The 17,184-nt window shown below is 72.5% G+C and carries 15 protein-coding genes and 1 pseudogene; 7 read left to right on the top strand and 9 right to left on the bottom strand.

Annotated elements, in window-relative coordinates; all coding sequences use genetic code 11:
* Nucleotides 1-29: 29 nt before the first annotated feature.
* On the top strand, nucleotides 30-911 hold the full coding sequence (locus tag R0146_RS15255; protein WP_317690704.1) for an acyl-CoA thioesterase: 882 nt from the start codon (nucleotides 30-32) through the stop codon (nucleotides 909-911).
* 22 nt (nucleotides 912-933) lie between these two features.
* Here the strand turns inward: R0146_RS15255 and R0146_RS15250 are convergent, their stop codons facing one another.
* Genes R0146_RS15250 through pyrR form a run of 5 tightly spaced genes read right to left on the bottom strand, consistent with a single transcriptional unit; the run spans nucleotide 934 to nucleotide 6,173 of the window.
* Entirely contained in the window at nucleotides 934-2,682 is a 1,749-nt protein-coding gene (locus tag R0146_RS15250) for a glycoside hydrolase family 13 protein (RefSeq protein ID WP_411567212.1), read from the bottom strand.
* Between the two features lie 52 nt (nucleotides 2,683-2,734).
* Nucleotides 2,735-3,271 (bottom strand): globin, encoded by a 537-nt coding sequence (locus tag R0146_RS15245; RefSeq protein WP_317690702.1) that lies wholly within the window; start codon nucleotides 3,269-3,271, stop codon nucleotides 2,735-2,737.
* Nucleotides 3,272-3,319: 48 nt separating this feature from the next.
* A complete protein-coding gene (locus R0146_RS15240; protein ID WP_317690701.1) occupies nucleotides 3,320-4,618 on the bottom strand; it encodes a dihydroorotase in 1,299 nt (432 codons plus the stop codon).
* Nucleotides 4,615-5,607: an aspartate carbamoyltransferase catalytic subunit gene (locus R0146_RS15235; RefSeq protein ID WP_317692436.1), complete on the bottom strand. Its 993-nt coding sequence runs from the start codon at nucleotides 5,605-5,607 to the stop codon at nucleotides 4,615-4,617. The genes R0146_RS15240 and R0146_RS15235 overlap by 4 nt, the downstream gene beginning before the upstream one ends.
* A complete protein-coding gene (gene pyrR, locus R0146_RS15230; RefSeq protein WP_317690700.1) occupies nucleotides 5,607-6,173 on the bottom strand; it encodes a bifunctional pyr operon transcriptional regulator/uracil phosphoribosyltransferase PyrR in 567 nt (188 codons plus the stop codon). The genes R0146_RS15235 and pyrR overlap by 1 nt, the downstream gene beginning before the upstream one ends.
* Before the next feature lie 138 nt (nucleotides 6,174-6,311).
* On the opposite strand from pyrR, the gene R0146_RS15225 reads away from it, so the two are divergent.
* Both R0146_RS15225 and R0146_RS15220 read left to right on the top strand, forming a co-directional pair.
* A complete protein-coding gene (locus R0146_RS15225; protein ID WP_317690699.1) occupies nucleotides 6,312-6,590 on the top strand; it encodes a hypothetical protein in 279 nt (92 codons plus the stop codon).
* Nucleotides 6,577-6,981 carry a DUF5130 family protein gene (locus R0146_RS15220; RefSeq protein ID WP_317690698.1) on the top strand — a complete coding sequence of 135 codons (405 nt, stop codon included), beginning with the start codon at nucleotides 6,577-6,579 and terminating at the stop codon, nucleotides 6,979-6,981. Before R0146_RS15225 ends, R0146_RS15220 begins: the two co-directional genes overlap by 14 nt.
* 90 nt (nucleotides 6,982-7,071) lie before the next feature.
* On the opposite strand, the gene R0146_RS15215 is transcribed toward R0146_RS15220, so the two are convergent.
* On the bottom strand, nucleotides 7,072-8,211 hold the full coding sequence (locus R0146_RS15215; RefSeq protein ID WP_317692435.1) for a Nif3-like dinuclear metal center hexameric protein: 1,140 nt from the start codon (nucleotides 8,209-8,211) through the stop codon (nucleotides 7,072-7,074).
* Nucleotides 8,212-8,708: 497 nt separating this feature from the next.
* Nucleotides 8,709-11,330, bottom strand: a pseudogene (gene pepN, locus R0146_RS15210) (aminopeptidase N); the annotation flags it as partial.
* Between the two features lie 291 nt (nucleotides 11,331-11,621).
* Between pepN and R0146_RS15205 the strand changes: the two are divergent.
* On the top strand, nucleotides 11,622-12,257 hold the full coding sequence (locus R0146_RS15205; RefSeq protein ID WP_317692434.1) for a mycothiol-dependent nitroreductase Rv2466c family protein: 636 nt from the start codon (nucleotides 11,622-11,624) through the stop codon (nucleotides 12,255-12,257).
* A gap of 293 nt (nucleotides 12,258-12,550) precedes the next feature.
* On the opposite strand, the gene R0146_RS15200 is transcribed toward R0146_RS15205, so the two are convergent.
* Nucleotides 12,551-13,384: a hypothetical protein gene (locus tag R0146_RS15200; RefSeq protein WP_317690697.1), complete on the bottom strand. Its 834-nt coding sequence runs from the start codon at nucleotides 13,382-13,384 to the stop codon at nucleotides 12,551-12,553.
* A 208-nt stretch (nucleotides 13,385-13,592) separates the two neighbouring features.
* On the opposite strand from R0146_RS15200, the gene R0146_RS15195 reads away from it, so the two are divergent.
* Nucleotides 13,593-14,042, top strand: coding sequence for a ribose-5-phosphate isomerase (locus R0146_RS15195; protein WP_317690696.1), 450 nt, complete (start codon nucleotides 13,593-13,595; stop codon nucleotides 14,040-14,042).
* Between the two features lie 124 nt (nucleotides 14,043-14,166).
* On the opposite strand, the gene R0146_RS15190 is transcribed toward R0146_RS15195, so the two are convergent.
* Complete coding sequence (locus R0146_RS15190; RefSeq protein ID WP_317690694.1) at nucleotides 14,167-14,526, bottom strand: hypothetical protein; 360 nt, start codon at nucleotides 14,524-14,526, stop codon at nucleotides 14,167-14,169.
* Nucleotides 14,527-14,578: 52 nt separating this feature from the next.
* On the opposite strand from R0146_RS15190, the gene R0146_RS15185 reads away from it, so the two are divergent.
* Both R0146_RS15185 and R0146_RS15180 read left to right on the top strand, forming a co-directional pair.
* Nucleotides 14,579-15,385, top strand: coding sequence for an Fpg/Nei family DNA glycosylase (locus R0146_RS15185; protein WP_317690693.1), 807 nt, complete (start codon nucleotides 14,579-14,581; stop codon nucleotides 15,383-15,385).
* A gap of 1 nt (nucleotide 15,386) precedes the next feature.
* Nucleotides 15,387-17,048 carry a hypothetical protein gene (locus R0146_RS15180; protein ID WP_317690692.1) on the top strand — a complete coding sequence of 554 codons (1,662 nt, stop codon included), beginning with the start codon at nucleotides 15,387-15,389 and terminating at the stop codon, nucleotides 17,046-17,048.
* The last annotated feature ends 136 nt before the right edge of the window (nucleotides 17,049-17,184 follow it).

The following is a 17,184-nucleotide window of genomic DNA, read 5'->3' as shown; positions in this document are numbered from 1 at the left end:
CCTGAACTGACCTGATCGGAGGTGCCGCGGTGACGCAGTACATCTACCAGGCCCGGGTCCGCTGGGCCGACCAGGATCCGCACAACCACGTGAACAACGTGGTCCACCTGGACTACCTCCAGGAGGCCAGGGTCGACTGGATCCTCGACGGCCCGCACCCCGAGCTGCTGGACCACGGCATCGCGGTGGCCGCCCAACACGTCGAGTACCTCGCCCCGGCACACTTCGGCGGTGAGGGGATCGTCATCCGGTTGTGGGTGGCGCGGGTCGGCGGGGCGCGCTTCACCGTGGCGTACGAACTGTGCCAGGGCGACACCATGGTCGCCCGCGCCACCACCGACTGTGCGCCGTTCGACGTACACACCGGCACGGTGCGCCGGCTGACCGCCGGCGAACGCGCCTGGCTGGAGGACTGGTCGGGCCCGGAGCTGCACCTGCGGGCACTGCCGCACGCCGACTGGCCCACCGGCTTCGGCTACGAGTACCCGGTGCGGGTGCGGTGGTCGGAACTCGACCCGTTCGGCCACATCAACAACGTCGCCTTCCTCACCTTCCTGCAGGAGGCGCGGATCGCCGCGCTGGAGGTGGCGGGAGCGAGTGAGGACTGGGGCCGGGCCGGCGCCGACGTCAGCTGGCTGGTCGCCGCCCAGGAGGTGGAGTACCGCGCCCCGATGAGCTACCGGATCGCGCCGTACGTCGCCGAACTGGTGGTGCTGCACGTGGGGTCGACGTCGATGAGCCTGGAGGTGCGCATCCGCGATCCTCGGGCGGACGTGTTGCACGCCGTCGGCCGGGTGGTGCTGGTCAGCGCCGACCCGCAGAGCCGTCCCCGGCCGATCCCCGCCCGGGTCCGTGAGGCGCTGCGCCCGATCACCGTGCAGCCGGTCGGAACGGGCCCGCACCAGCATTGACGAGGCTCGGGGGCGATCCCGCTCAGCGGGTGAACCAGACCGCCTCGTCGGTGCCGAGCAGGTCAGCGTCGGAGCCGGAGTGGGGTCCCTCGGCGACGCGTCCCGGGTCGTCCGAGGATGGCCGGCGGGGCGCCGAGGCCAGCAGCACGCGCGCCCCGGCCGGCAGGACCACCGGCTCGTCGCCGAAGTTCACCCAGCAGGAGAATCCGGGGTCCCGATCGAAAGCGAGCACCCCGGCCGGGGCGTCGGCCGCCCACCGCAGCGTCCCCGCCCCGAGCGCCGGGTGCTGGTGCCGGATCGCCAGCGCCTGACGGTAGAGGGTGAGGAACGAGTCCGGGTCGTCGGCCTCGGCGGCGACCGTACGGTCCGCCCAGTCGGGCTGCGGCAGCCACGGCGCGGCCGTCGCGTCGGCCGGGCTGAACCCGTACGGCGGACGATCCCCGGACCAGGGCAGTGGCACCCGGCAGCCGTCGCGGCCCTTCTCGGTGTGCCCGGACCGTGTCCAGATCGGATCCTGCAGGACCTCGACCGGCAGGTCGACCTCCGCCAGCCCGAGCTCATCGCCCTGATAGACGTACGCTCCGCCGGGCAGGGCCAGCTCCAACAGGGCGGCCGCCCGGGCGCGGCGACGGCCCAGCACGAGGTCCTCCCCGGCCGCGGGCCCCTTCGCCGCCCGGCTGCCGAGGCCCCCGTCGGCGGTGAACGTCGCCCCGGTCACCGCCCGACCGTAGCGCGACACCAGCCGTGGCTGGTCGTGGTTGCCCAGCACCCAGGTGGACGGTGCGCCGACCGCGTCGTAGCCGGCGAGGGTCGCTTCGATCATCGCCCGCTGCGAGGCGTACGACCACTCCGTCAGCAGTGCGTCGAAGTTGAACGTCAGGTGCAGGCGACCGTTGCTGGTGTACGCGGCGAGCCGGTGGGTCGGCCCGAGGTAGGCCTCGGAGATGAGGACCCGCGGCCCCTGCGGGGTGTCGGCGTATTCGTCGGCGACCGCCCGCCAGCGGCGATGGATGGCGGCGAGTTCGGGACGGTCGAAGTAGGGGTGACCGGGATACTTGCCCTCGCCGTAGCCACCGTTGCCGGCGCCCGGCGGAAGGTCGGGCAGCGTCATGTCCTTGGCGCAGGAGTCGGCGACGTCGATCCGGAAACCGTCGACGCCGCGGTCGAACCAGAACCGCAACACCTCGTCGAACAGGGCCGGGACGGCCGGGTGGCTCCAGTTCCAGTCGGGCTGCTCGGGGGTGAAGAGATGGAGGTACCACTGTTCGGGGACGCCGTCGGGCCCGATCACCCGTTCCCAGGCCGGTCCACCGAAGTGGGCGGGCCAGTTGTTCGGTGGCTGGTCGCCACCGGGGCCGCGGCCGTCGCGGAAGAGGAACAGGTCCCGCTCCGGCGAGCCGGGGCCGGCGGCCAGCGCGGCCCGGAACAACGGATGCTCGATCGAGCAGTGGTTGGGGACCAGATCGATAATGATCCGCAGGCCTTGCGCGTGGGCCCGGGCGACCACCTCGTCGGCCTCGGCCAGCGTCCCGTAGCGCGGGTCGATGGCGCAGTAGTCCGCGACGTCGTAGCCGCCGTCGTGGAGGGGCGACGGATACCACGGGGAGATCCACACGGCGTCCACGCCGAGGGCGACCAGGTGGTCGAGGTGGGCGAGGATTCCCGCCAGGTCCCCCTCGCCGTCCCCGTTCCCGTCGGCGTACGAGCGGGGGTAGATCTGGTAGACGACCGCCGACCGCCACCAGTCCGCGGAGGAATCGGTGGCGTTCACGGTGCCGGGCGCGTCGGAAGTCACGTCCCGAGCCTAGGCCAGCGCGGTCTGCTCAGAGCAGGTTGCGCCGGTGGGTCGGGGTCATGTCCTCTCCCTCGAAGGCGTTGATCATCGCGTCGGCGGCGCGGGACAGGTAGTTCCACAGTTCGTCGCGGGCCGCCTTGTCCATCTCGACCGACCCGACCGCGTCGTGCATGCAGGCCAGCCAATTGTCCCGCTGGGCCGGGGTCACCTTGAACGGGGCGTGGCGCATCCGCAGCCGCGGGTGGCCCCGCTGCTCGGAGTAGGTCGTCGGCCCGCCCCAGTACTGCTCCAGGAACAACCGCAGCCGGTCCTCGGCCGGGCCGAGGTCCTCCTCCGGGTAGAGCGCGTGCAGATCCGGGGTCGTCCGGACGTTCTCGTAGAAGCGGTGCACGATGGCGCGGAACGTCTCCGCACCGCCCATCCGCTCGTACGGGCTCCGCTCGTCGGTCGGCTGGGCGGCGTCGGGCCCGGCGGCCTGGGGTGCGGCGGCTTGGGGGGCGGCGGCATCGGGAGCCGGGGTGCCGGGTGCGGGGGTGCCGGCGGCGTCGGTCGGGTTGTCGGTCATGACGTCCTTGTCTTCTCGGGGACCTGCCTGTCGGGGTGGGCCGGTGGGTCAGCGACGGTAGGTCACGTGGCCACGGCACACCGTCAGGCGCACCGGATCGGGCAGATCCCGACCGGCGTAGGGATTGTTGCGTGCCAGCGAGGCGGTGTCAGCCGGATCCACCCGGTGACGCGCCTTGGGATCGACCAGGCAGAGGTTCGCCGGCTCGCCGGGGGCGACCGGACGGCCCTGGTCGGTCAGTCCGAGCAGTGCCGCCGGGGCGTACGACATCCGGTCGGCGACCCCGGCCCAGTCGAGCAGCCCGGGACGCACCAGCGTGTCGATCACCACCGCGAGGGACTGTTCCAGCCCGACCATGCCCGGCCGGGCGTCGACGAACGCATGGTCCTTGTCCTGCAAGGCGTGCGGGGCATGGTCGGTGCCGATCACGTCGACCGTGCCGTCGGCGACCGCCGCCCGCAGCGCCTCGACGTGCTCGGCGGTGCGCAGCGGCGGGTTGACCTTGAACGTGGTGTCGTAGTCGGTCAGCAGATCGGTGGTCAGCAGCAGGTGGTGCGGGGTCGCCTCGGCGGTGACCCGTACGCCACGGGCCTTGGCCGCCCGGATGATGTCCAGCGACTCCTTCGCCGACACGTGGCAGACGTGGTAGCGGGCACCGGTGAGGGCGGCGAGCTCCACGTCGCGGGCGACGATCGTCGACTCGGCAGCCGGCGGCCAGCCGCCCAGACCGAGTTTGCCGGAGAGCTCGCCCTCGTGGCAGCAGGCGTCCGGGCCGGCCAGCCGCGGGTCCTGGGCGTGCTGGGCCAGCACCCCGTCGAAGGCACGGACGTACTCGAACGCCCGGCGCATCACCTGGCCGTCGGCGACGCAGGCGCCGTCGTCGGAGAAGCAGCGGGTGCCGGTCGCCCGGTGGATCAGACCCAGTTCGGCCAGCTGCTCACCGGCCAGCCCCTTGGTGATCGCCCCACAGGGGATGACGACGCAGGCACCCTGCGCGGCGGCGATCGCCGCGACCTCGCGGGCGATCTCGGCGGTGTCGGTGACCGGGGTGGTGTTGGCCATCGCCTGGACGGCGGTGAAGCCGCCGCGGGCCGCGGCCGCGGTGCCGGTGCGGATCGTCTCGGCGTCCTCCCGGCCCGGCTCGCGCAGGTGGACGTGCGGGTCGACCAGGCCGGGCAGCGCGACCAGCCCGGTGCCGTCGAGACGCTCGACATCGGCGGGCGCGGTGGCGGGATCGCCGAAGACCGGACCGTCCACGTACACGTCACCGGTCGTGCCGTCGGGAAGGGTGACGCCGGTGACCAGCAGCCGGGTCGGGATGCCGGCGCTGAGCGGGGTGACGGTCATGCCGTGGGTCCTTTCGCGTCGGCCGGTGTCGACGGGGTCGGGGTGTCGAGGGGGGGAGTGGAGCCGCCGAGCAGGTGGTAGAGCACACTCATCCGTACGGCCACACCGGCGGCCACCTGGTCGAGCACACGGGAGGCGGCGGCGTCGGCCGCGTCGGGCGAGATCTCCAGGCCGCGGTTCATCGGGCCGGGATGGAAGATCGCGGCTTCCGGGCGCAGGGCGGCGAGCCGGTCGCGGGTGAGGCCGTAGCCGATGGTGTACTCCCGGGCGGTGGGGAAGTAGCCGCCGTGCATGCGTTCCTTCTGGACCCGCAGCATCATCACGATGTCGGCCTCGGCCAGCGCGGCGTCGAGGTCGTTGGTCGCCTCGCACGGCCAGCTGTCGACCGCCGACGGCATCAGGGTCGGCGGCGCGACGAGCACCACCCGGGCGCCGAGCGTACGCAGCAGCAGCACGTTGGAGCGGGCCACCCGGGAGTGGGTCACGTCGCCGACGATCGCCACGGTCCGGCCCGACCAGTCGGCCCCGGGGTCGCCGGTGACCGCGCGGAAGTGGCGGCGCATGGTGAACGCGTCGAGCAGTGCCTGGGTGGGATGCTCATGGGTGCCGTCGCCGGCGTTGACCACCGAGGCGTGGGTCCATTGGGCGGCCTGGGCGGGCGCGCCGGAGGCCATGTGGCGGATCACCAGGGCGTCGACGCCCATCGCGGACAGGGTCTGCACCGTGTCGCGCAGCGACTCGCCCTTGGAGACCGACGAGCCCTTCGCGGAGACGTTGATGACGTCGGCGGACAGCCACTTGCCGGCGATCTCGAACGAGGAGCGGGTGCGGGTGGAGTCCTCGAAGAAGAGGTTCACCACCGTGCGGCCGCGCAGCACCGGCAGCTTCTTCACATCGCGGGTCTGGACCTCGCTCATCTCCTCGGCCAGGTCGATGATCGAGACGGCCTCCTGGCGGCTGAGGTCGGCGGCGGACAGCAGATCGTGCATCACGCCTCACTCCCGGTGCGGGAGATGGTGACCCGGGAGACCCCGTCGGTCTCCTCCAGCTGGACGCGGACCCGTTCGGCGGTGGCGGTGGGCAGCTCGCGGCCGACCACGTCGGCGCGGATCGGCAGGTCGCGGTGACCGCGATCGACCAGCACCGCGAGGCGTACGGCCCGCGGTCGGCCGATGTCCTTCAGGGCCTCCAGTGCGGCGGAGGCCGTACGGCCGGAATAGAGGACGTCGTCCACCAGGACCACCACGGCGTCGTCGATCGGCCCGGGCATCCGGGTCGGACCGACCGCCCGGGTGGGCTGCTGGCGCAGGTCGTCGCGATAGAAGGTGACGTCGAGTTCGCCGACCGGCACCAGGTGCCCCTCGATCTCCTCCATCGCCGCGGCCAGCCGCTGCGCCAGCGGTACGCCGCGGGTGGGGATCCCGACCACCATCAGGCGCCGGGCGTCGTGGTCGCCCTCCAGCACCTGGTGGGCCATCCGGATGACGGCCCGGGAGATCTCGTCAGCGTCCATCACCACCCGTGGGGCGGTCTCCGTCCGTTCCTCCGCAGCCACCGGCTCCTCCGTCCCCACCCGTCCTCGGGTGTCCTCGACCTGTGCAGCCCCCGCGGGCGGGCGCGCATCCCCTCCCCGCGGGACGCCGACTGCAGTACGTTAGATTACGTGAGTGAGTTGCTGACTGTGATCACACCCATGACGGCCGGACTCCTTCCCCTGGACAACCTGCCCGGCTGGCCGGTGGCCCCTGCCGTTCCCGTGATGCACGAACTGGTCTGGATCCTGTTCCTGCCTGTCGCCGCCTTCCTCGTCATCGCCGTCATCCAGCTCGCCAGGATGATCGGCAAGGAGGATCGCTCGCTGCACCCGCCGACCGAGCCGTTGATGGTCGGCGGCTCCGGCCCCGAAGCCCCGGCCGTGACGAGCGGCTCGGACCGCGAGGACGGCACGGGCGGCTCCCATGCTCGTTGGTGACGGGCTCTCCCCGACCGATGTGAAGCGGGTCGCCTGGGCGACCGAGCAGGCCGAGGCCCGCTGTGGCTTCCGCTTCACCGCGTACGTCGCGCAGGACGACCACGAGGGGACGGTCGACGACCGGGCCCACGCCCTGCACGCGACGCTGGCGGACCGCGACACGGCCGTCCTCGTCTACGTCGATCCACGCCATCGTGAGGTCGTCGTGGTGACCGGCGCCCGCGCGGCCCGCACCCTCTCCGACGCGTCCTGCACCCTGGCCACCGCCACGATGGTGACGAGCTTCGCGGCCGGTGATCTCGCCGGCGGGCTGGTCGCCGGCGTCCTGCAGCTCGGCGAGGCCGCCCACACGTTCATCATCGAGCATCGGCGGCCCGCCGCCGACCGCTGAGCCCGGTCGTCGGCGCAGCGGACCGCTGCTGATCCCGACCGTCGTGAAGCAGGCCGGCCGCTGCCGTGGCACCGGCGGGGCGACAGTCGATCAGCGTCGGTGGAAGGTCCCGGTCCACGGGTCGGTGACCAGCGTGCTGATCTCCACCACCACGTCGTCCAGGTCGGTGGTCAGCCGGTCGGCCAGCACCGGCAGCCAGGTCCATTCCGCGGCCCAGTGGCTGATGTCGACCAGGGCGGGGTGTGCCGGATTGAGCTGCGTACGCTCCAGGAACTCCCCGGCCGGATGGTGGCGCAGGTCGGACGTCACGTAGCAGTCGACACCCAGCGCACGAGCCTGCTCCAGCAGCGAGTCGCCGGCGCCGGCCAGCACGGCGACCCGGTGGACGGCCCGCTGCGGATCCCCGCCGATCCGTACGCCCCCGGCGGTGGCCGGGATCGCGTCGGCGATCCGCTGGCCGAACTCGGCCAGGGTCAGTCCCGGGTCCAGACGGCCGACCCGGCCCAGACCGGCTTCGGCCGGCCCGGGAGCGGTCTCGACGATGTGCCAGGCCGGCGTCTCGTACGGGTGGCTGTCCAAGAGGGCGGCGACCACCGCCTCCCGTCGTGACCGGGGCAGCACCATCTCCACCCGCACCTCGGCGACGTGTTCGACCTCACCGATCGTCCCGACGTACGGCGTGGCGCCCTCCAGCGGACGGAAGGAGCCGGTGCCCGGCGCCGCGAAGTGGCAGGAGTCGTACGCCCCGACCCGTCCGGCGCCGGCCGCGGAGAGCGCTCCGACGAGGGTGTCGAGATGGTCGGGCGGCACAAAGGTGACGAGGTTGTCGAGGCCGGGTGCCGGGCGGGGCACCATCGGCCGCTGGTCGACCAGCCCGATCGCGTCGGCGAGCGCCTCGCCGACGCCGCCGGTGGCGATGTCGGCGTTGGTGTGACCGGCCCACAGGGCGATCCGGTACTCGGCCAGCCGCAGCACCATGGCGCCCTTGGGGTCGGCGGCGTCGACCGCGTGGACGCCACGCAGCAACAGCGGGTGGTGGGCTACCACCAGGTCGGCGCCCATCACGATCGCCTGCTCCACCACGGCGAGCGTGACGTCGACGGTGCACAGGATGCGCGACACCGGACGGCTGCGGTCGCCGACCACCAGCCCGACCCGGTCCCACGACTCGGCCGTCGCCGGCGGGAACCACGACTCCAGCAGCGCGACGATCCCGCCGACCGTACGCATCGTCACCGCTCGGTGGGGGAGACCGGAGACTCCGGGGACCCGGCGGACTCCGGGGAGAACGGGGACTCCGGGGAGAACGGGGACTCGGCAGACTCCGGGGGGACCGCGGCCGAGGGCGAGGTCGAGGATGCGGGAGAGAACGCCGCGGTCGGTGAGGTCTCTGACTCGGGCGCGAACACCGCGGTGGGCGAGGTCTCCGGGGCCGGGCCGAAGACCGCGGTCGGTGAGGTCAGGCCGATCGGATGCACGTCCTCGTCGTCGGTGAGCACCGGGTCGGTGACCGGCTGCAGGCTGTGTGCCGTCGGGTCGTCGTCGACCGCCCCCTCGTCGATCACGGCCTCCTTGTCGATCACCGCCTGCTCGTCGGCGGCCTGCTCGTCGGCGGCCTCCTCACCGATGGCGGGCAGGTCCTCGACAGCGGCGACCGGGCTCTCCGCCGGCTCCTCGCCGACCGCCAACTGGGACGGTTCCTCGCTGGGCACCGGGACCGTCAGGCGGGCCCGGGCCACCGTCTGCGCGTGCAGGGCGCGCAGCGCGTCGTCACGCGACTCCGCCAGGGACCGACGGATCGGGGTGGTCAGCTCGTGCTCGGCGAGGAAGGCGTCGAGTCGGGCCAGGAATGCCTCGTCGGCGACCAGCGATGGGAAGAGATGCCGCAGCACGTTCTCCCGCAGCGCGATGCCCTTCTTGTCCCAGCCGTTCGCCCCCGCCCCCATCACGTCGACGACGTCGAGGAAGCGGTCCGCGTACGGCCGTAGCAGATCCTCCTGGCCACGCCGCCAGAACGACAGGCAGATGCTGCGCTGGGTCTCGTTCGCCACATCCGCGGCGGCCGTCGCGAGCCGCCAGGCCTCCGCCTTGTCGGTCGGGTCGGGCAGCGCGGCACGGGCGGCGGCGGCGTGCTGCTCGCCGCTGATGGTGCGGTCGCGGTCCAGCTCGGCGTCGATCCGGGTGCTGTCGGCCAGCCCGAGACGGGCCAACTGGGTGAGCAGGTGCCAGCGCAGATCGGTGTCGATCTCCAGACCGGAGACCTTCTCCTCGCCCGCGAGCCAGGCCAGCAGGACCTCCCCGGCGGTGCCGCTGACGGCGGCCGAGGCGAGGGTCCGGACGAAGGTGAGCTGGGCGTCCGATCCGCGCTCGGCCCCGGCGACCAGATGGGCGAGACCGATCTCGAGGGCGTGGTCGAGCTGGCCGCGCTGCTCGTCGGGGGCGTAGAAGGTCGCCGCGGTCAGCGCCTGGCCCAGCGTCCGCTGTACGGCGGTCGGGTCGGTCTCCCGGCCGACCGCGCCGAGCACCATGGCGATGTAGTCCGCGGCGAGCATCTCCCCGTCCCGGGTCATGTCCCAGGCGGCGCCCCAGCAGACGGCGCGGGCGAGCGCGGAGTCGATGTCGGCCAGGTGCTCGACCACGGTGGCCTGCGACTGCGCGTCGAGGCGGACCTTGGCGTACGTCAGGTCGTCGTCGTTGAGCAGGATCAGGTCGGGGCGCGGGACGCCGACCAGGTCCACGACGTCGACCACCTCGCCCTCGACGTCGATCTCGACCCGGGCGGTGCGGGTGATGGTGTGCTCGTCGACCCGGTTGTAGAGGCCGATCGCCATCCGGTGGGTCCGCGCCACCGGGAAGGCCGCCGGCAGGTACTGGCGTACGGCGAAGCGGCTGAACCGGCCGTCGGCGTCGACGTCGAAGTCGGCGACCAGGGTGCTCACCCCGGGCACCTGGAGCCACTGGGCGGCCCAGCCGGACAGATCACGGCCCGAGGCGGTCTGCAGCGCGTCGAACAGGTCCTGCAGGGTGGTGTTGCCGTACGCGTGGTCGGCGAAGTACTGGCGGACGCCGGTGAGGAAGTTGTCCCGGCCCACGTACGCCACCAGCTGGCGCAGCGCGGAGGCACCCTTGGCGTACGTGATGCCGTCGAAGTTGGACTCCACCGCCAGCAGGTCGACCATGTCGGCCGCGATCGGGTGGGTCGTCGGCAGCTGGTCCTGGCGGTAGGCCCAGGTCTTGCGCTGGTTGGCGAAGGTCACCCACGGCTGCTCGGGGTGCTCGTGGTACTCGGCCATCGCGAAGTGCGAGGCCCACTCGGCGAACGACTCGTTGAGCCACAGATCGTCCCACCACGACATCGTGACGAGGTCGCCGAACCACATGTGGGCCATCTCGTGCAGGATCGTGTTGTCGCGGTTCTCGTACGCTGCGGCGGTCTCCCGGGAGCGGAAGAGGTAGTCGTCGCGGTGGGTGACGCAGCCGGCGTTCTCCATTGCGCCGGCATTGAACTCCGGCACGAACGACTGGTCGTACGTCCCGAACGGGTACGGGGTGCCGAAGGCGGCCTCGAAGACCTCGAAGCCCTGCTTCGTCGTGGCGAACAGGCGGTCGGCGTCGAGGTGCTCCACCATCGACTCCCGGCACAGCAGGGACAGCGGGATGTCGCCGTGCGGGCCGGTGTACGTGTCGTGCACCCGGTGGTAGTTGCCGGCGATCAGCGCGGTCAGATAGGTCGAGATCCGTACCGTCGGGGCGAAGTCCCAGCGGGCGTACGGCAGGCCCCAGATGTCCCAGCCGTGCAGCGGATCGGGCTCCTCGATCACCACCGGGTCGACCGACGCGGCGTTGGAGATGACGACCCAGTTCTGCGGAGCGACGACCGACAGCTCGTACGTCGCCTTGAGGCTCGGCTGCTCGAAGTTGGCATACATCCGCCGGGCGTCGGCCACCTCGAACTGGGTGTAGAGGTAGACCCGCCGGTCGGCCGGATCGACGAAGCGGTGCAGGCCCTCACCGGTGCGGGAGTAGCGGCACAACCCGACGACGGTGAGCTCGTGCGCGCCCTCGGTCAGGGTGAGCGGCAGCCGGGCGCCGTCGTACGCCGACACATCGAGCGGCTCCCCGTCCAAGGACGCCTCGAGGACCGCGTCCGCGATCAGGTCGATCCAGGTGACTCCGGCACGGCTGGAGAACTCGACCGTCGAGCGGGACACGAAGGTCCCGTCCGGGTCCGCCAGCGCAGCGCCGGACGGCGCCCGCCCGGTGAGGTCGACGAGGACGCGGTAGGCATCGGTGGTCACCAGGCCGGCCCGGATCCGGGCCTCCTCGCGCGTGATGTTCTCGGAGTACAAGGCTTTCCCTTCGGGTCGTCGGGAGCCTGCGGGCAGGCTGTCCGGGGGCAGTGAGTGCTACCTCACTTGCGGGGACAGTCGTCAGACTAGCGTCCCTTCGGCGTGTTCCGGCGGAATCCCCCGCCTCAGCTGGCGATCGGCGGCCGAAAGAGCCGGCACCGATGGGCACTCGGTGACCGATCGGCTCGGTCGGGTCGGGGCGGGGCTGGGCGGGGCGGGGCGGGGGCGGCGGTCGGCCGGTCCGGGCGGACGAGCTGACGGGGGCAGTAGGCTGCGGATGTGACCGACACCATGACCGAGACCCAGCCAGTGGCGCAGAAGGCCCTCCAGCAGGTGGATTTCTGGTTCGACCCGCAATGTCCGTGGGCCTGGATGACTTCCCGTTGGATGCTCGAGGTGGAGAAGGTCCGTCCGGTGCGGACGGTCTTCCACGTGATGAGTCTGTCGGTGCTCAACGAAGGCCGCGACGAACTGCCCGAGGACTACAAGCGGTTCCTGGCCGGTGCTTGGGGCTCGGCGCGGGTCGCCCTGGCGGTGGAGGAGCGGTACGGCTCGCAGAAGCTGCGGGAGTTCTACACCGCGATCGGCACCCGGTTCCACCCGCAGGCCGCCGTACGCGACCGGGCGACGCTGGAGGCTGCGCTGGTCGAGGTGGGCCTGCCCGCCGAACTCGCCGACGCGGCCGAGACCGACGCCAACGACGAGGCGCTGCGCCGCTCGCACCACGAGGGGATGGACCCGGTGGGCAACGAGGTGGGCACCCCGGTGCTCCGGATCAACGGGCACTCGCTGTTCGGCCCGGTGATCTCGCCGGCGCCGACGGGGGAGCAGGCCGGTCGACTGTTCGACGGCGTGTCGCTGGTGACCGAGTACGACGGCTTCTACGAACTGAAGCGCTCGCGCACCCGGGGACCGATCTTCGACTGATATGTAAGTGTTTCTGTCACGGGGCAGGGTCAGTCACGAGGCAGGGTCAGTCACGGGGCAGGGTCAGTCACGGGGCAGGGTCAAGCGCCGCCAGGCTGGGTGTACGGCGGCGCTTGTTCGTTCACCGTGGGGCGGGTCGGGCCGGGCCGGGCCGCTCATGTCCTCTGGCGTTCCATAGGTTTGCCCTATGGAACGCCAGAGGAAGACCGGGGCGCCGTCGGGCCGGGGCGTCGTCGGGCCGGGGCGCTGTCGGGCCAGGTGTGGTCGGATCGGGGTGTGGTCGGGCCGGGTGATCAGCGGCCCGCCGCCCAGCGGCGGACCGTGGCACGGAGCAGGCCTTGCCAGGTCTCCTGGTGGGTGAGGCCGCCGGTCAGGTCGAGCCCGGACAGGATGTCGGCGACACCGCTGCGGGTGGCGGCGTCCCAGGCGCCGGTGAGCGGCACCGGCCGGTCCCACAGGTAGCGGCAGATCGCCTGGACGGCCTGGTTCTGCACACGGGACCGTCCGGTGAAGGTCGACATGCCCGCACCGGACACCCCGTTGTCGACGTGGATGTGGTTGTGATGGGCGTCGTCGTAGAGATAGGTCAACACGTACGCGAAGTGCAGGTGCAGGCTCGCCGCCAGCGCCCAGTAGCCGGCCAGCCTGCCCGTGGTGGCCCCCGACCCCCACGTGTCGTAGCGGCAGGAGACCAGGTCGGTCCCGCCGATCGCCAACCGGGAGAGGTCGAAGGCCCGCCCGGCGTAGTGCCAGGAGTCGCACCGGCCGTCGTCCGGCAGCCAGGAGCCGTACGTCCCGACCAGGTCCGGGGCGGTGCCGGTGAGGTCGCGCCAGTCGCGGAACCACGTCTCGAGCTGCCCGGCGAATCCTGGTGCCATCCGCAGCGTGATCGGCTTGTCGTTCACCTCGTAGCGCAGCCGGGCCTCGCCCAACCGGGCGTACGTCTCGGTGTCGGAGACCGGGACACAGGAGGCGCGCTCGAGCGGGACGCGGACCGGCCCGCTGGAGCCGACGCCGCAGGCAGCCAGGGCCGGGCCGACCACGGCGGCCCCCAGACCCGTCATCACCACGCGTCGGGAGACCCTGCGCTCGGCGCGGGGACCGGGCGGGTGGGACGGGGCGGACATGCGTCAAGGCTAGGCGGGTGCCGGTCGGGCGCCAGGAGTCGGCGGAAGGACCGGGGGAGGACGCGGGATACCCCCGAGGGGTGCCGGTGAGGCGCGCGACCGTGGGGGAGGTGGGCTCCGTGACAGCCACCGGGAGGGCGTCGGCCAGGCCGTTCGGGCAGTGGTGACGCCGCCGGAGCCCGACGTAGGGGCGTGAGATAGTGACCGCATGCGCGTTCACATTGCCACCGACCATGCCGGGTACGAGCTGAAGAACTACCTCGTCCAGGCCCTCACCGAGGACGGCCACGACGTGGTCGACCACGGCGCCCTCGAGTACGACGCCCAGGACGACTACCCGGACACCTGCATCCCGGGCGCCCAGGCCGTGGCCGCCGATCCGGGGTCGCTGGGGATCGTCATCGGCGGGTCGGGCAACGGCGAGAACATCGCGGCGAACAAGGTCCCGGGGATCCGGTCGATCCTGGCCTGGAACGTCGCGATCGCCGAACTGGGCCGTGAGCACAACGATGCCAACGTGGTCGCCGTCGGCGCCCGCCAGCACGAGCCGGAGTTCGCCCTGGAGATGGTCCGCGCCTTCCTCGCCACGCCGTACTCGCAGGATGCACGCCACCAGCGCCGGATCGACAAGCTCAGCGCGTACGACGCGTCCCGCTGACGTCGGCCGCGTCCCGGCAGCCCGGCCGGCGTACGTCGGCGGCACCGGTCGATCCCCCGGCGTAGGTCGATGTCAGCCAGCCCCGACCCGGCCGGAGTCGTACGGGCTCGACACTGCGCGTAGGTCAGTGGTGCCGGCCGAGTCTGCGCAGCATCGCCTCGGCGCCCGCGACGGCCTCCGCCTCGTCCTCGGGCGTGGGCCGGGACACCTCCCGGGCGCGGAGCGCACGGTCGTGGGTGACCAGGCCGGACGTGCCGTCGCGGCCGAAGTCGTGGGGGAACGGGGTGTCGCGCTCCGCCTGGCCCTCGCGCTCCTCCTGCGCCGGTCTGCGGGACGCCGTACGGTCCTGGTCGGCGCCGTTGCGCCGCCGCCGCGCGCCGGGGATCCGCGGTCCGGGACGTGAGGTCTCGCCGCGCTCGGCGGACGTGCTCGTGCCGCGCTCGGCGGACGTGCCGCGGTCGCGTTGGCCCGCTCCTGATGTCATGCGACTAGCCTAGACAGGCGCCACGCCCAGTGGCACGGACAGGAGGTGCCGGGTGCCTGAGGGTCACGTCCTGCATCGGCTCGCCGACGACCTCGACGAAGCGTTCGCCGGGCACCCGGTGACGGTGAGCAGCCCCCAGGGACGTTTCGCCGCCGAGGCACTGCTGCTCGACGGCCGGACGCTGACCGCGGCCCGAGCGGTCGGCAAGCACCTGTTCGTCGAGTTCGACGACGAGCGGGTCGTGCACATCCATCTGGGTCTGATCGGCCGGATGACCGTCGCACCGACGCATCCGGTGGTCGGGCAGGTACGGCTGCGGATCGCCGCCGACGGGCGGGTCGCCGACCTGCGCGGCCCGCAGGGCTGTCGGCTGACCGATCCGCCGACCGAGGCCGCGATGATCGCCCGACTCGGACCGGACCCGCTTGATCCGCAGGCCGATCCGGGGCGGGCGTACGACCGGCTTCGGCGTTCCCACCGTCCGCTCGCCACGGTCCTGCTCGACCAGTCGGTGCTGGCCGGCGTCGGCAACGTCTACCGGGCCGAGGTGCTCTTCCGGCACGGGGTGGATCCACTGCTGCCGGCCAACACTGTCAGCCCAGCCCTGTGGTGCCGGCTCTGGGAGGACCTGGTCGACCTGATGGCGGAGGGCAAGCGGCTCGGCCGGATCGACACCGTACGCCCCGACCACACCCCCGAGGCGATGGGTCGTCCACCCCGGGTGGACGACCACGGTGGCGAGGTGTACGTCTACCGCCGCACCGAGCAGCCGTGCCTGGTCTGCGGCACCCCGATCCGGCAGCGTGACCTGGCCGGTCGCAACCTGTTCTGGTGCCCGACCTGTCAGCGGGGTGAGTGAGATGGTCGGACGCGCCGCCACGCAGCTGCGGTGGTGTGAGGCCGTGCTCGCCTTCGACGAGGACGGGGAACTGGTGTCGCTGGTCCACGACCAGTGGGGCCCGTACCTCGACGGCCTCGACATCCGACTCGCCGGCAGCGACACCACCGCGCCACTGGTCGCCCGGGCGGAGGATGAGGTGGAGGTCCATCGCGACGGTCCCGTCCACCTCGACATCCGCCACAGCGTGTTGGCCGGTTGGGACCAGCGGATCGTCGCCGTGAACACCTCCGGTGCACCGCGCGCCGCAGGAGTGCGGTTGCGCCCGGTGCCGGCCCGGGGCTGCGAGGCCTGGACCTGGAGCGCCGGCGCCGAGGCGGCCTGGATCGTCGCCCCTCGTGGTGACGGCCCACTGCTGGTGGTGCGGCAGCGGCAGGGCGCCACCGAGGCGACCGACGCCTTCGAACTCGGACCGTCGTCGCACTGGGACGTGGGGGAACGCCGGCTGTGGCACTGGCAGGCGAGCTGGCTGCCGGACCTGCGGGCTGCCGCGGTGGTGCTGCCCGGATGGTGGCCGGATCCGGTCGACCTGCCCGACACGGTGCCGCTGGTCATCGCCGATCTCGACCAGGCGGTGGACGACGAGGGGGAGGATCTCGAGGTCGACCTCGTCGGGGACACCGTGGAGATCCTGCCCGCCGCCGGACGGCACCGGGTGACCGTACGTCTCAACTCGGCGCGCGGGACCACGCTGGTCGAGGCCCGGTGGGCGCCGGCGCTCGACCAGGTCGCGGCCACCTGGGCCGGCCGGCTGCTGGATCGGGCCGGCGTGTCGGAGACCAACCCGTACGACCACGCCGACCCGTACGACCTGACCGACCCGTACGACCTGACCGGTGCGTACGATCCGGGCCTCGGCCACGGACTGACCGGAGTGCTCGGCACGACGACCGCTGCGGCGCTGGTGCTGGCCGCGTTGGCCGGGCCGGGCCTGGTCGACCCGCTGCGCGCTCTCGACGTGGTCGAGGCGTCGGTGACCGGACCGTTGCGTGCGCGGACCGACCCGGAAGCGGTGTTGGCCTGTCTCGGCCTGCACACGGCGACCGGGGACACCGGCTGGCTCGACCGGGCCGCCGACCTGGTCGGGGAGCTGGGGCCGGTCCCGCTCGGCGCCGTCGCGGCGATGAACCTGGTCACCACTCTCGCGACGGCCGGCCGCGACCCGTCGGTCCCCGCCCGGGCGCTGGCCAGGGTCGCCGCCCACTGCGCCGGGGGCTTCGACGCGGAGGGTCAGCCGATCCCGCGTGACGTGCGTGCGGAGTATGCCTTGGTGCTCGGCGCCGGCCGGTGGGACGCCGGCCTGCGGGACGCCGCGCGCTGGCTCGGGCGTCGCCTCGGCGGCGGACTGCCCGGGCAACCGCCCGGCGGAGGCGATCCACGGACGATGGCGCGTGAGGTGCTGATGCTGCGGATGCTCGACGAGCGGGCGGCGTACGAGTTGGAGAACGAGTGGTTGGTCGGACCGGCCGAGCTGGCCGAGCGGACCACCCGGCGGTTGCTCGCCGACCTCACCGATGCCGCGGATCGGTTCCCCGCGGGGGTGATCGCCGACCTGCTGCCCGATGACCCGGTCACTTTCGGGGCTCAGGTGGTGCTGCCGCTGGTGCTTGCCCAGTCCTGGTGATCGCGGGGGGCAGTCGGGTGTGACCGTACGACGTCCGTTCCTCGATCGGCGGGCAACAGGATCGTGACACGCGTCCACTAGCATGTCCCGAGCGAGGAGACCCGCGGGGGCTCACGCATGGTTCCACGGAAGGAAA

The organism is Raineyella sp. LH-20 (genome assembly GCF_033110965.1).
Classification (GTDB): Bacteria; Actinomycetota; Actinomycetes; order Propionibacteriales; family Propionibacteriaceae; genus Raineyella.
Note: the sequence above shows the minus strand (reverse complement) of the source record. Positions and strands in the feature narration are given on the sequence as shown.

Bases quoted from the DNA above. Each gene is read 5' to 3' on its own strand.
- R0146_RS15200 (WP_317690697.1), bottom strand. From the start codon at position 13,384: ATGTCCGCCCCGTCCCACCCGCCCGGTCCCCGCGCCGAGCGCAGGGTC.
- R0146_RS15245 (WP_317690702.1), bottom strand. From the start codon at position 3,271: ATGACCGACAACCCGACCGACGCCGCCGGCACCCCCGCACCCGGCACC.
- R0146_RS15190 (WP_317690694.1), bottom strand. From the start codon at position 14,526: ATGACATCAGGAGCGGGCCAACGCGACCGCGGCACGTCCGCCGAGCGC.
- R0146_RS15225 (WP_317690699.1), top strand. From the start codon at position 6,312: ATGACGGCCGGACTCCTTCCCCTGGACAACCTGCCCGGCTGGCCGGTG.
- R0146_RS15240 (WP_317690701.1), bottom strand. From the start codon at position 4,618: ATGACCGTCACCCCGCTCAGCGCCGGCATCCCGACCCGGCTGCTGGTC.
- R0146_RS15205 (WP_317692434.1), top strand. From the start codon at position 11,622: ATGACCGAGACCCAGCCAGTGGCGCAGAAGGCCCTCCAGCAGGTGGAT.
- R0146_RS15215 (WP_317692435.1), bottom strand. From the start codon at position 8,211: ATGCGTACGGTCGGCGGGATCGTCGCGCTGCTGGAGTCGTGGTTCCCG.
- R0146_RS15180 (WP_317690692.1), top strand. From the start codon at position 15,387: ATGGTCGGACGCGCCGCCACGCAGCTGCGGTGGTGTGAGGCCGTGCTC.
- R0146_RS15235 (WP_317692436.1), bottom strand. From the start codon at position 5,607: ATGCACGATCTGCTGTCCGCCGCCGACCTCAGCCGCCAGGAGGCCGTC.
- R0146_RS15195 (WP_317690696.1), top strand. From the start codon at position 13,593: ATGCGCGTTCACATTGCCACCGACCATGCCGGGTACGAGCTGAAGAAC.
- R0146_RS15220 (WP_317690698.1), top strand. From the start codon at position 6,577: ATGCTCGTTGGTGACGGGCTCTCCCCGACCGATGTGAAGCGGGTCGCC.